Here is a 12,561-nt window from a genome sequence, read left to right as displayed (position 1 = left end):
TGGCACCCTGCACGGTGCGGACAGCGGCAACGATGAAGGCGATGACAAGGCGATACCTGTTTTTTGTCCTCGCTGAAAATACCCGCACGATATGTTTCTTCCCAGCCACCGGGAGGAAACTGCAATCAAGGATTCGAGTGCAGCCCATGTCAGCAAGTCACAACCCATCACCGTTCGATATCGCCCAGCGCGAAGGCGCCCGCGGCCCGCTCAGCGGCGTGCGCGTGCTCGACCTGAGCGCCTATATCGCCGGCCCCTACGGCTGCACCCTGCTGGCCGACCAGGGCGCCGAAGTGATCAAGGTGGAGCCGCCGGTTGGTGACAACCTGCGCAAATACCCGTCCACGCTGGAAGCGGAAAGCCGCGCCTTCCTCGGCGTGAACCGCTCCAAGCGTGGCGTGGTGCTGGATCTGAAGGAAACCGACCAACGCGCGGTGCTGATGCGCCTGGTGCGTGAGGCCGACGTACTGGTGCACAACTTCCGCCCCAGCGTTCCAGCCCGGCTTGGCATCGACTTCGAAAGCCTGAACAAGATCAACCCGCGCCTGGTGTACTGCGCGGTCACCGGTTATGGCGAGGGCGGTCCACTCAAGGACAAGGCCGGCTACGACCAGGTGCTGCAGACCATGACCGGCATGTGCGCGATGCAGGGCAAGCCCGGCGGCGCGCCGGAGATACTGTACGGCTCGGTGGTGGACTACTACGCCGCCGCGCTGGTGGCCGCCGGTGTGTCCTCGGCATTGTTTGAACGCGAACGCAGTGGCGAAGGCCAGTATGTGGGCGTGTCGCTGCTGCGCAGCGCCTTGACCATGCAGTCGGCGCGGATGATCTGGGCCGAAGGCGAGCCGGAAGGCGTGGGCCGCGACATGCGCTCGGGCGGTGTCACCGGCATCCACCCGACCGCACGTGGCCACCTGTATATCTCGGCCAATACGCCGCGCTTCTGGCAGGCGCTGTGCGACAAGATCGGCCTGCCGGAAATGGGTAGCGATCCGCGTTACGACACCGTGCGCAAGCGCGCCGAACATTCCGACGAACTGCTGGCCAAGTTGCACGCCGCGCTGGCCGCACGCAGCGCGCTGGAGTGGGAAACCCTGTTTGCCGAAGAAGTACCCTGCGCGGCCGCGCGCAAGGTCGAAGACATGTTCGACCACCCACAGGTGCTGGCCGAGGAGATGATCACCACGCTGCCGCACCCGTTGCTGGGCAGCTACCGCGGCATCACCCGTCCCATCGTGTTTGGTCGCACCCCCGGCCCGCAGCCTTTCGCTGCGCCGACCTTCGACCAGGACACCGCCGTTGTCATCGCCGCCGTCGATGATGGCGATACCCCCGCCTGATCCGGAGCCGATCATGAGCAATGCATCCAAGCTCGCGCAGCTGCGTGAACTGTCCGTCGTCGTCGCCGATACCGGCGATTACGACGCCATCAAGCGCCTGCGCCCGGTCGACTGCACCACCAACCCGACCCTGGTGAAGAAAGCCCTCGACCTGCCGGTCTATGCCGGCCTGATCGAGCGCGAGCTGCAGTGGGGCCGGGCCCAGTCCGGTGAAAAGCAGGCTGTTGCCAACGCCGTGGTTGACCGCCTGACCGTTGGCGTCGGCACGATGCTGGCCGAGCTGGTGCCGGGCCGTGTTTCCACCGAAGTGGATGCCGACCAGGCCCACAACACCGAGGCGACGATTGCCAAGGCGCGCGAGTTCATCGCCATGTACGAAGCGGCCGGCGTGCCGCGCGACAAGGTGCTGATCAAGATCGCCGCCACCTGGGCCGGCGTGGAAGCCGCCCGCGTGCTGCAGGCCGAGGGCATCGACTGCAACCTGACCCTGATCTTCAACCCGACCCAGGCCCTGGCCTGCTCGGAAGCCGGTGCTTTCCTGATTTCGCCGTTCGTCGGCCGCATCCTGGACTGGTACGTGGCCAACGGCCAGACCCCGGCAAGCATCGACGAAGACCCGGGCGTGCAGTTCGTGCGCGGCGTGTTTGCCGAGTTCAAGCGTCGCGGCTCCAGCACGGTGGTGATGGGCGCCTCGTTCCGTTCGACCGCGCAGATTGAAGCGCTGGCCGGTTGTGACCGTCTGACGATTTCGCCGGACCTGCTGGAGAAGTTGGACGCCGATTTCGGCGAACTGCCGCGGAAGCTGGTAGCCGGTGCCGCCGAAGCGGTGAACGTGGCTGCGATTGATGAAGCGAAGTTTGATGCGGATATGGCGGTTGATCCGATGGCCACGGAAAAGCTGGCTACCGGTATCGAAGCGTTTGCCAAGGATCTGCAGACCTTGCGTCAGCGGATTGCGAATGAGCTGGGCGGCTGAGCGAAGCCGGCCGATCAACGTAGTGCTTGATTCCTCCCTTCCCCCGCGCGCGGGAGAAGGTGGCCGAAGGCCGGATGAGGGGGAGCTTTAAAAGCTTCTAAAGCTTTTGCTCCACGTGCTTTAAGAGCGCCCTCACCCCAAACCCCCGCTCCGCGCCCCGGCGCTGGCGCAGGGGCGCTCGAGTGAGCGCAAACCAATGGTTCGCAAGCGCTCCCTCTCCCCCCGCATGCGGGAGAGGGGCTCTCAGATCGCATGCTTCTTGCGAGCTTCACGCTTCACAAGGCTTTTAGACACCCGGCTCCCTCTCCCTCGTGCCGGTGTCACCGCAGCCGGCCCTACGGGGCCCGGTTGCGGCTTTTTAATCAAAAGGCGGGTACCGGATACAAACCAATTCATTTTTCACTGACGGCCTGAAGCTCTTTAGCGGACTCGCGCTGGGTAACCCCAAAAAAGTTACCTGAATTCAAATAGGTGACATTAACGACGACCCCATCCTTCACCTCGAAGGTGTATTCGATAATTCCACTATTTGACCTAGTTGCTATGTTGTAAGTAATAAAATCGGAACCACCCAACGAGAACGTTTTATCAGGTGTCCCCACATATTGAATGACTTCTCCGCCACCAACCTTGGCCAAAGGAAACTCTCGCAAGTAGCTCTTAGGGTTGGTTGATAACGTCGGTCTAAAAACGCCATTCTCACTTTTATCTTTCGCCTGCACCCAGCCCGATGTAAGCATCAGCAATGCAAGAAGCAGTAATGCCAAGGCATTTTTCATAATCATTCCTCCTCTGCAATTGACCGGAATACAACTGCAACATCCGAATACAGACTTCAGCGCGAAATCATCTCGATGAAGCGCGCAACCTTGGAATACGGCGGACGCAGCAGGTCGCTACCCGCGCGCCGCGTCTGCCATAGCACCGGCAAACGCTTGCTCATCGCATCAAACCCGGCCTTGCCGTGATACGCGCCCATGCCGCTGGCACCAATGCCACCAAACGGCAGGCCGTTGATCGCAAAGTGCAGCAAGGTGTCATTGACGGTGACGCCACCGGCAAGCGTCTGCCCGACGATCTTCTCCACCGTCGCCTTGTCATGGCTGAAGGGATACAAGGCCAGCGGGCGGTCACGGCCATTGATGGTGGCGATGGCCTCATCCAGCGAGCGATAGCTGCGGATCGGCAGGATCGGCCCGAAGATCTCGTCCTGCATCACCGTGGCGTCATCACCCGGCTGCAGGATCAAGGTCGGCGGGAACAGGCGCTCGCGCCGCGAGCGCTCCACATCGATGTCGGCCAAGGGCAGCACCTGCAGGCCACGCGCGCGCGCATCGTCCACATAGCCCTGCAGGCGCTGGTATTGGCCCTCGTTGATGATGCGGCTGTAATCGCCCGCATCGCTGAAGTCGCCATAACGCTGCTGCACCTGTGTACGCAGCGCGGCAACCAGCGCATCTATCCGGCCCTCGTCGATCAGCACATAGTCCGGCGCGATGCAGGTCTGCCCGGCGTTGAACCATTTGCCGGTGGCCAGCCGCGCCGCAGCGCCCTCCAGCGGATAGTCGGCGGCAATCAAGGCCGGCGACTTGCCGCCCAGTTCCAGCGTCAACGGAGTCAGGTGCTGTGCGGCAGCGGCCATCACCTTGCGACCGATCGCGGTGGAACCGGTAAACACCAGATGGTCGAACGGCAAGCCCGAGAACACGGAGGCCACGCCGGCGTCACCCTGCACCACCGCCACGCGATCAGCGGGAAACACCTCCGCCAACAGCGATTGCAGGAAGGCCGAACTGTTCGGCGTATGTTCCGAAGGCTTGAGCATCACATGGTTGCCGGCGGCAATCGCGGTGGCCAGCGGCACCAGGGCCAGATTGACCGGGTAGTTCCAGGGTGAAATCACCCCGACCACACCCACCGGCAGCGGCCGCACCTGCGCCCGTGCCGGCCAGAAGCGCCAGCCCACGCCAATCCGCTCCGGCCGCATCCAGCCACGCAGATGCGAGAGCAGATGGTCGATCTCACCGGTGACGGTCATGCCATCGGCGATCACCGATTCGTGTTTGGAACGGTGCCCGAAGTCTGCAGCGATGGCCTCGGTCATCGCCGGGATGCGCGCCTTGAACGCCGCACGCAGGCGACGCAGGTCATCGCGGCGCTGCGTGTAGTCCGGTTTGTGTTGCTGCCAGGCGTCACGCAGTTGCGTCAGGCGCTGCTGCAGCGCGTTTGAACCATCGGTCTGTGGATCCATGGTGCCTCCCCAAGATCAGCGGCCACTGTAAACCTGTGTGTGTTGATGAGTGAAGGATTGTTTGCGAGGCGGGCGTGATGTGCTGCGCAAAGTCGGGAGCAAAGACGGCGGAGCTACCCCTCCCCAACCCTCGCCTGCGCGTTGCGCAAGGGAGGGAGCGAAGCGCGTGACCTGTCAGCCCCCCGTGCGCGCCGCTTTTGCCCCCTCCCTTTGCCGCAGGCAAGGGGGTGAAGAAGGCCTGCTTGCGCGCCACTGGCGCGCGGCCTGATGAACGACCGAAAGCTGTGCCTTCGGGCCGGGAGGGTTGGGGGACGGGTGCTCTTCGCAGGCAACTGATCCGTCGAGCAATGCCAATCCCAGCGTCAAGCGCGCAGAAGCCGCGACTCGGCTTGCCGCCCGCGCACGATGAGTGCTAGAAGAGTTCGTGCAGCTTCTGCCGTCATGACGCGGCAGATCTGCATCGCGACCGCAGCAGACAGGGGCGCTGCGATCCATTTCGAGGGCATGCCGCACCATGGTGGGACGTGAACATGACATCGCAGTGAACCCCGATGCCTGCCCCGTGCAGGCCAAGCGGGACCTGCTGCGGGCGCTGGACCTGCATGCGCTGTGGCGGGCCTGCGTGGACCTGCTCAACCAGTACCTGCCCTGTCACTCCTGCACCCTGATGTACGACATCACCGGCGCCTATCAACCACAGCGCAGCCTGCACTACCTCGGCAGCAGCGCCGCCAGTGGCGCGCGGCCACTGCGCAGTCTCGACGTTGCCGCCCCGTATCTGCAGCGCAATCCACGCATCGACTGGTACACGCTGTCGCAGGTGGCCTCGGACGATGCGCAGGCGCGGCAACGGCTGCGTGCACAGAATCCGGCACCGGGCTGGAACGAGTTCATCCACATGGCGTTCTGGCGCGATGAAGGCCTGGAAGCGGTGCTGAGCATCCGCATGCACGCGGGACAGGAACAGATCACCGGCGCACACCAGCAATTCCTCGACGAACTGCACCCGCTGATGGCTGCAGGCCTGCAACGGGTGCGCTCGCTGCAGCACGAACGACGCACCATCTACCAGGCCCTGCTTGATCGCCAAAGCCAGGCCGACATCATCCTCGACCATGAGTTGCATCTGATCAGCCTGTCACCCGCGGCGCAGCGGCTGTGTGCCGACTGGCTGGGTGGTGGCAGCAGGCCTGTTGGCTTTCCCGATACGGTGGTCGCAGCCCTGCGCGCCTGGTTGCCTCAAGCCAGCCAGCCTGTCGATGGCGATGTGTTGATGGACGAGCTGCAACTGCCCGGCACACAACTGCAGATCAGCCTGCAGGGCCGGCTGCAGGCTGATGGCTTATACCCGATGTTCCTGCTGCGCTTGATGCCGATCCCGCCACCCATCGCTGCCGTTCCGGTATTGCCGCGGCCGATGTGGTGCAAGCTCTCGCCTACCGAAACCCGCGTAGCCGAGCTGGTGCTGGACGGCATGCGCAATGACGAAATTGCCAACCACCTGCGGCGTTCGCGCAAGACCATCGAAAGCCAGATCAGCACCATCTACCGCAAGCTCGACGTCGGCCATCGCGCGCAGCTGGTGCGCCTGCTCAGCACCAGCGGCTGAGCAGACGCCTACCCCAGCGCGATCAGGGCACGAACAGAAAATAGTCGTGCGCGGCGCGGGCCAGCTGTGCGATCGCCGCATCACGTTCCTCGTTGCTGGCACGTGACTGCACGAACACGCTGACGATGGCATGGCCATGCCCGCCCGGCAGGGTGATCACACCCACGTCGTTGATTACATCACCCACCGTGCCTGTCTTGTGCGCGACCGGCGTTTCCTTCGGCAGCATGCCGCGCAGGCGTGCAGTGCCGGTGCGGGTGTCGAGCATGATGTCCTGCAGCAACCTGGTCGAAGCCGGCTGCAGCACTTCGCCACGCCATACCTTCTGCAACAGGGTGGTCATCGCAAGCGCACTGCTGGTGTCACGCGGATCTTCGTTCCAGGCATTGGTGTGACCACGCCGCAGTTCTTCACTGCGCTCGCTGCGCGACAGCTCGGCATAGGCGGCCGGTCCCAGCGGGTTCGCCTGTGAGCCGCTGTTGCCACGGTAATTGGCCAATAGTTCCCAGATGTAGCGGTCCACGCGCATGCCCGTGATACCCAAGGCCTGCATGCGCGCGTTCACCGCAGTGGTGCCGCCGCCAAGACGGATCAGGATATCGGTGGCGTTGTTGTCGCTGACGGTGATCATCATGTGCAGCAGATCGCGCACGGTGATGGCCGAACCCGCACTCAGGTGCAGGTCCATCGGCCCGCCCATTTCCGGGTAGACATCATCGGCGTCGAGCGTGACCTGCTGCTGCAGGCTGAGCTTGCCCTCGTCCACCAGTTTGAGGATATGCACGGCCACCGGCACCTTCATCGTGCTGGCCATCGGGAACGGCCGGTCCGCATCGAGATAGACGCTGCGGCCACTTTCCAGATGCACGATGGCTGCGCCCAGCTGGCCGGGTAGCAGCGCCGCCAGCCGTTGCGCCTCGGTCTGCAGGCCTTGGCTCGATGCAGGCTTGCTGGCAGCCATCGCCGGCAGCAGCATGCAGGCCAGCAACGGCGCGGCAAACAGCGCGCGCAGGCGCGGACGCGATGGGGAACGATGACGGTGTTGCTGGTACATGTTGGAATCCTCTGCAAGCGAAACGCCACCGTCCACATCGGGCCGGCAGCTACTATTCCTACTGATCTGCATGATGCTTCATCCAGAAATTCGGGCCCTTGGCGCAATGCCCGTTCTGCCCGTAGCCCGGGTAAGCGCAGCGCACCCGGGGCTGTTGGCGGACGGCCTGAAAGACCAATAGATCCCTCATCCCGGGTGCGCTGCACTTACCCGGGCTACGGTTATGCCGAACCTTCCTGCCAATCGGTTCATCCCTAGAAGCGCATCCGCGCGCCCAGCGTGAAGTAGCGGCCAACCACATCGTAATAAGGCGAGCCCACCGCACCCAGCGGTGACTTCTTGTCGAACAGGTTGCTGATGTCGGCGTAGATCTCCACCTCGTTGTCACCCGACAACCCGAAGCGCGCCTTGCCACCCACATCCCAGTACACATAGGACGGGATGTTGCCGTTGGTCAGAACCAGCTGGTTGTTGTAGACGCCAGGCGAGATGTAGCGCGCCCGCGCCTGTGCAGCATAGCGGTCACCGCGCCAGCCGAAGGTGGCGTTCGCCCGCCAGCGTGGTACACCGGAGCCGCCGGTCAGGCCCTGCGAGGTCACGTATTCGAAAGTGTTCTTGCCATCGTAGGTGCTGAGGCTGTCGGTCCAGGTGGCCAGCACCCGGGTATGGAAATTGCCCGACATGGCCGGGAACAATTTGGCCGCCGGCAGGTTGTAGAGCAGGTCCAGGTCAACGCCGTTGGTGCGGTATTCGGCCAGGTTGACGTAGTTGGAATTGATCCGCTCGATCTCGCCATTGCCATCACGCTGGATGCGCCCGCACATGGCCTGGTTGCCGGCAATGCAGCGCAGCACGGTTTCCTGCGCCGACACCTGGGTGATCACATCCTTGATCTCGATATCGAAGTAATCCACCGACATGATCAGGCCCGGCACACTGGCAGGCGCCCAGGTGAAGCCGGCGGTGAGCGTGTCGGCCTTTTCCGGATCCAGCAGCGGGTTGCCGCCGCCGATCACCAACGCGCTGATCGAGGTGCCGGTCAACGGATCGCTGATGGTCGACCAGCCGGTGGTGCTGGTGGTGTACATCTCCGACAGGTTGGCCGAGCGGATATCACGCGAGCGGGTGAAGCGGCCACGGAAGCCATCGAAGAACTCATTGGTCATGCCGTACTTCCAAGACCAGATCGCGCCGGAGCTGTTGTAGTCGCTGAAGCGTGCGGCCGCGTTGACCTGCAGGTCGCGCAGTACCGGCAGGTCACGCAGCAGCGGCGCGGCGACTTCGGCGAAGGCTTCGCGGACCTGGAAGCTGCCGGCCATCGGCGAGGAGCTCCAGGTGCTGAAGGACTTGCTCAGATCCTGCGCGCCCACCTTCTGCTCGATCTGCTCCTTGCGCGCCTCCAGGCCCACGGCCACCGAGACTTCGCCGGCCGGCAGCGAGAACGGCTCGCCGCGCAGGTCCAGCCCGGCCGCGTCGAGCTTGGTATTGGTCATGCGTTTGGGCGTGCCGGTGACATAGGCCGCCGCCTCGGCGGAAGGCGCGCCATGGCCGATCAGGTTGATCGGCACGCAGCCGGAGTTGGGATTGGTCAACGTTACCCGGCAGACCGCCTTGCCGGTGGCCGGATCGATCACCGCATCCACCGCGTCGCGGTAGTTGCTGGTCAGCAGGAAGCCCGGCGCTGCCAGATCGGACTGGTTGTCGCCGTGGCTGTAATAGCCACTCCAGCGCCAGTTGTCGCCAACCACACCATCCAGCGCCACGGTGAACTGGGTGGTGCGGCGGTCGTAATCAATATCGGGAAAGGCGAAGTCGCTGTTGAAGCGGCCAAGCCCAAAGCTGGTCTCACCGGCAGCCACCAACGCATCGCGTACGGCAGTCGGCAGGAAGGCATTGTCCACGCCGATCTTCAGGCCGGTGCCACGGTTGTGGTCGCCGAACCACGGGAATCGGTTCCAACTACGCGAGTGGCGCACATCCATGGTCAGGCTGGTGTTGTCGGTGAGGTTCCACGACAGCCGACCCAGTAGGTTGTAACGGCGCTGCGGCGTCATCAGTGAGCTGATGTCGTCATTGCTGGGGCTTTCGCCGCCCTGGATCAGCGACGCGCCGGTATAGCCCGGAAACGCACGCAAGCTGCCATCGGGATTGAAAGCCTGCCCGGCCAACACGCCGGTGGTGATCAAACCACCGATGGCGGCATTGCCGTAGCCCACGTCACCTTTCATCGTATAGGTGCCGTCGCCGTTGGACAGCTGCGCGGTGCGGCCCAGCCAGGGGCGCGACGTCTTGGGCAGAATGCCGTCGTTGTTCAGCGCCTCGCCACCGATCACCACATGGCCACGGCCCTGCGCGATCTCGAAGCCGGTGGCGGCCGAGATGTATTGCTTCTGGTTGTCCGAGCGCGAGGACACGCCACCCTGCACATCGATCTTGGTGCCCACCAGCTGGCTGTCCAACTGCACGTTGACCACACCGGCGACCGCGCCCGAGCCCCAGGCCGCCGATGCGCCGCCGGTAACCACATCCACGCCGCTGATCAGGATGGAGGGAATGCTGGCCAGGTCGTTGTCACTGGAAAAACGTCGGCCATCCAGCAGCACCAGGGTGCGGCTGGTGCCCAGCCCGCGCAGGTCGACCGGCGCACGCGCCGCGTCCACGCCGGTGGTGTGTGTCTGCGGCGACACCGTGCCACGGAACTGCGGCAGGTCGTTGAGCGCGGCGGCGATATTGGTATGGGTGGAAAGCTGCAGATCCTCCGGGGTGACCTTCACCGTCGGTGTCGGCGCGTTGAAGCCGGGCCGATCGATGCGTGAGCCGGATGCGGTGACATTGACGCTGCCGATATCCACCACCTTGTCGGTGGCTTCATCCGCCTTGGCCGTGGCCGATTGGGCGAAGGCGCTGGGCAGGCTGCCGGCGATGATCAGGGCGATGCCCGTGGACAAGGTGGTTCTGGCGATGCGGCACGGCATACGGTTCCTCGCTGAAAGCTGGAAGTGGAACTGCTGACCTGACAATGCGGTACTCCCCTCTCCCGCATCTTAGGAAGCAGCCTTCCCGCCCCGCATCAGGGAAAACCCCCATACCAGCCGCGCAAACGACAACGGCCGGCGCAAGGCCGGCCGTTGTTTCAAACGTTACCAATGCTTAGTGCGATGAAGCCTTGCTCGCACCAATTCCGGTCTCGGCACGCACTTCCTGTGCCGGGTAGGCCGCACGCTCGGCCTGCGCGTTCTTGCTCTTGTCGGTGATCGAGAAGAACCAGATGCTGACGAAGGCAATCGTCATCGAGAACAGCGCCGGGCTGGTGTACGGGAACGGTGCACTGCCGGCCGCATTGCCCAGCGTGTCCACCCATACCGACGGCGACAGCAGGGTCAGGATCAGCGACGAGGCCAGACCCAGCGAGCCACCAATCACCGCACCACGGGTGGTGCAGTCCTTCCACAGCAGCGACAGGATCAGTACCGGGAAGTTGGCCGATGCGGCGATGGCGAAGGCCAGCGACACCATGAAGGCCACGTTCTGCTTCTCGAACACGATGCCAAGCAGCACCGCGATCACGCCCAGCGCCAAGGTGGTGATGCGCGATACACGCAGCTCTGAGCCCGGCTCCGGGTTGCCCTTCTTGAACACCGTGGCATACAGGTCATGCGACACCGCCGATGCACCGGACAGCGTCAGGCCTGCGACCACGGCCAGGATGGTGGCGAAGGCCACGGCCGAGATGAAGCCCATGAACAGGTTGCCGCCGACGGCCTTGCCGACCAGCACCGCTGCCATGTTCGGGCCGCCCTGGATGGTGCCGGTGACCGGGTCCGCATACTCCGGGTTGGTCAGCACCAGTGCGATCGCACCGAAGCCGATGATGAAGATCAGGATGTAGAAGTAGCCGATCCAGGTGGTTGCCCACAGCACCGACTTGCGCGCCTGCTTGGCATCGGGAACGGTGAAGAAGCGCATCAGGATGTGCGGCAGGCCGGCGGTACCAAACATCAGCGCCATGCCGAACGAGATTGCCGAAATCGGATCCTTGACGAAGCCACCGGGCCCCATTATCGCCAACCCGGTACTGGCCGCTTCCTCCGCATTCTTGCCGCCGTTGGCCGCGATCTGGGTCTTGACCCGCACCGCCTCGGTGAACAGCGCCTCGAAACTGAAGTTGAAGTGCCACATCACCATCACGGCCATGAAGGTCACGCCGGACAGCAACAGGCAGGCCTTGATGATCTGCACCCAGGTGGTTGCGGTCATGCCGCCGAACAGCACGTAGACCATCATCAACACGCCGACCAGCGCCACTGCGATCCAGTAGTCCAGGCCGAACAGCAGCTTGATCAAGGCACCGGCACCAACCATCTGTGCGATCAGGTAGAACAGCACCACCACCAGCGTACCGGAGGCGGCAAACATGCGGATTGGCTTGGCCTGGAAGCGGTAGCCGGCAACGTCGGCAAAGGTGAAGCGGCCAAGGTTGCGCAGCCGCTCCGCCATCAGGAAGGTCAGGATCGGCCAACCCACCAGGAAGCCCAGCGCATAGATCAGGCCGTCGTAACCATTGGTCATCACCGCAGCGGTGATGCCCAGGAACGAAGCCGCCGACATGTAGTCACCGGCGATGGCCAAACCATTCTGGAAACCGGTGATGCCGCCACCGGCAGTGTAGAAATCGGACGCGGATTTGGTGCGGCCAGCGGCCCACTTGGTGATGCCAAGGGTGAACAGCACGAAGGTCGCGAACATGATGATCGCGGTCCAGTTGGTAGGCTGGCGCACGGTCTGGCCGATGTCGCCACCGGCGGCCATGGCCGCACCGCTGGCGATCAGCAGACCGAGCAAGGCGCCGGTTCGCAGGAGGGAGTGGTTCATTGTGCTTCCTCCACGATCTCTTCGGTCAACTTGTCGAATTCCCTATTGGCACGGCGCACGTAGAAGCCGGTGATCAGGATGGTGAACACCATCAAGCCCAACGCGATCGGGATGCCGACGGTGGTGATCTTGCCGGCACCGATCGGGGTGGCCAGGAAGGCCTTGTCGAAGGCGATCAGGCCGATATAGCCGTAGTACCCCAGCAGCATCAGGATGGTCAGGAACCAACCCAGCTTGTTGCGCGTGCTGCGCAACCGTTGGTACTTCGGGTTGGAGGCGATCCGCTCTACACGGGGATCGACGGAAGCATTCATCGGAATTCTCCAGGCGTTGGGAATACGAACGCCACGGCATGCGGAGATGCCTTGACGGTCACATGAGTGCTCCCCGTGGGGGTAGGGAGATGGGGCTTGCTGCGTTTTCAGATGCGTTGCCGGCGGCACTGTACCGCCGGCAACG

General features: G+C 63.6%; 9 protein-coding genes. 3 read left to right on the top strand and 6 right to left on the bottom strand.

Translation table 11 applies throughout. From position 1 onward, the window contains the following. Positions 1-146 precede the first annotated feature (146 nt). Positions 147-1,340, top strand: coding sequence for a CoA transferase (locus tag ABB27_RS13265; RefSeq protein ID WP_057629273.1), 1,194 nt, complete (start codon positions 147-149; stop codon positions 1,338-1,340). Between the two features lie 13 nt (positions 1,341-1,353). After that, entirely contained in the window at positions 1,354-2,316 is a 963-nt protein-coding gene (locus ABB27_RS13260) for a transaldolase (RefSeq protein WP_057629272.1), read from the top strand. A 392-nt stretch (positions 2,317-2,708) separates the two neighbouring features. Here ABB27_RS13260 and ABB27_RS13255 read toward each other — a convergent pair whose 3' ends face one another. Together ABB27_RS13255 and ABB27_RS13250 are read right to left on the bottom strand one after the other, a co-directional pair. Beyond that, positions 2,709-3,095 carry a hypothetical protein gene (locus tag ABB27_RS13255; protein ID WP_152984574.1) on the bottom strand — a complete coding sequence of 129 codons (387 nt, stop codon included), beginning with the start codon at positions 3,093-3,095 and terminating at the stop codon, positions 2,709-2,711. A 56-nt stretch (positions 3,096-3,151) separates the two neighbouring features. Continuing rightward, positions 3,152-4,567: a coniferyl aldehyde dehydrogenase gene (locus tag ABB27_RS13250; protein ID WP_057629270.1), complete on the bottom strand. Its 1,416-nt coding sequence runs from the start codon at positions 4,565-4,567 to the stop codon at positions 3,152-3,154. Between the two features lie 514 nt (positions 4,568-5,081). Between ABB27_RS13250 and ABB27_RS13245 the strand changes: the two genes are divergently transcribed. Then, positions 5,082-6,176, top strand: a complete 1,095-nt coding sequence (locus tag ABB27_RS13245) for a helix-turn-helix transcriptional regulator (protein ID WP_057629269.1) — start codon at positions 5,082-5,084, stop codon at positions 6,174-6,176. A gap of 22 nt (positions 6,177-6,198) precedes the next feature. Here ABB27_RS13245 and bla read toward each other — a convergent pair whose 3' ends face one another. The 4 genes from bla to ABB27_RS13225 form a co-directional block, all read right to left on the bottom strand. Then, positions 6,199-7,230 (bottom strand): class A beta-lactamase, encoded by a 1,032-nt coding sequence (gene bla, locus ABB27_RS13240; protein WP_161809655.1) that lies wholly within the window; start codon positions 7,228-7,230, stop codon positions 6,199-6,201. Between the two features lie 254 nt (positions 7,231-7,484). Next, positions 7,485-10,205: a TonB-dependent receptor plug domain-containing protein gene (locus tag ABB27_RS13235; RefSeq protein ID WP_057629267.1), complete on the bottom strand. Its 2,721-nt coding sequence runs from the start codon at positions 10,203-10,205 to the stop codon at positions 7,485-7,487. A gap of 175 nt (positions 10,206-10,380) precedes the next feature. Continuing rightward, the gene (locus tag ABB27_RS13230; RefSeq protein WP_057629266.1) at positions 10,381-12,102 is read right to left on the bottom strand and encodes a cation acetate symporter; all 1,722 of its coding nucleotides are present in this window, start codon (positions 12,100-12,102) and stop codon (positions 10,381-10,383) included. After that, positions 12,099-12,416, bottom strand: coding sequence for a DUF485 domain-containing protein (locus tag ABB27_RS13225; RefSeq protein WP_057629265.1), 318 nt, complete (start codon positions 12,414-12,416; stop codon positions 12,099-12,101). The genes ABB27_RS13230 and ABB27_RS13225 overlap by 4 nt, the downstream gene beginning before the upstream one ends. Positions 12,417-12,561: the final 145 nt, after the last annotated feature.

The organism is Stenotrophomonas terrae (assembly GCF_001431465.1).
GTDB classification, from domain to species: domain Bacteria; phylum Pseudomonadota; class Gammaproteobacteria; order Xanthomonadales; family Xanthomonadaceae; genus Stenotrophomonas; species Stenotrophomonas terrae.
The sequence above is the reverse complement of the archived record's forward strand: the minus strand, read 5'-3'. Positions and strand labels throughout refer to the sequence as shown.

Coding starts and splice junctions, on each gene's coding strand:
- ABB27_RS13265 (WP_057629273.1), top strand. CDS start 147: ATGTCAGCAAGTCACAACCCATCACCGTTCGATATCGCCCAGCGCGAA.
- ABB27_RS13260 (WP_057629272.1), top strand. CDS start 1,354: ATGAGCAATGCATCCAAGCTCGCGCAGCTGCGTGAACTGTCCGTCGTC.
- ABB27_RS13255 (WP_152984574.1), bottom strand. CDS start 3,095: ATGAAAAATGCCTTGGCATTACTGCTTCTTGCATTGCTGATGCTTACA.
- ABB27_RS13250 (WP_057629270.1), bottom strand. CDS start 4,567: ATGGATCCACAGACCGATGGTTCAAACGCGCTGCAGCAGCGCCTGACG.
- ABB27_RS13245 (WP_057629269.1), top strand. CDS start 5,082: ATGGTGGGACGTGAACATGACATCGCAGTGAACCCCGATGCCTGCCCC.
- bla (WP_161809655.1), bottom strand. CDS start 7,230: ATGTACCAGCAACACCGTCATCGTTCCCCATCGCGTCCGCGCCTGCGC.
- ABB27_RS13235 (WP_057629267.1), bottom strand. CDS start 10,205: ATGCCGTGCCGCATCGCCAGAACCACCTTGTCCACGGGCATCGCCCTG.
- ABB27_RS13230 (WP_057629266.1), bottom strand. CDS start 12,102: ATGAACCACTCCCTCCTGCGAACCGGCGCCTTGCTCGGTCTGCTGATC.
- ABB27_RS13225 (WP_057629265.1), bottom strand. CDS start 12,416: ATGAATGCTTCCGTCGATCCCCGTGTAGAGCGGATCGCCTCCAACCCG.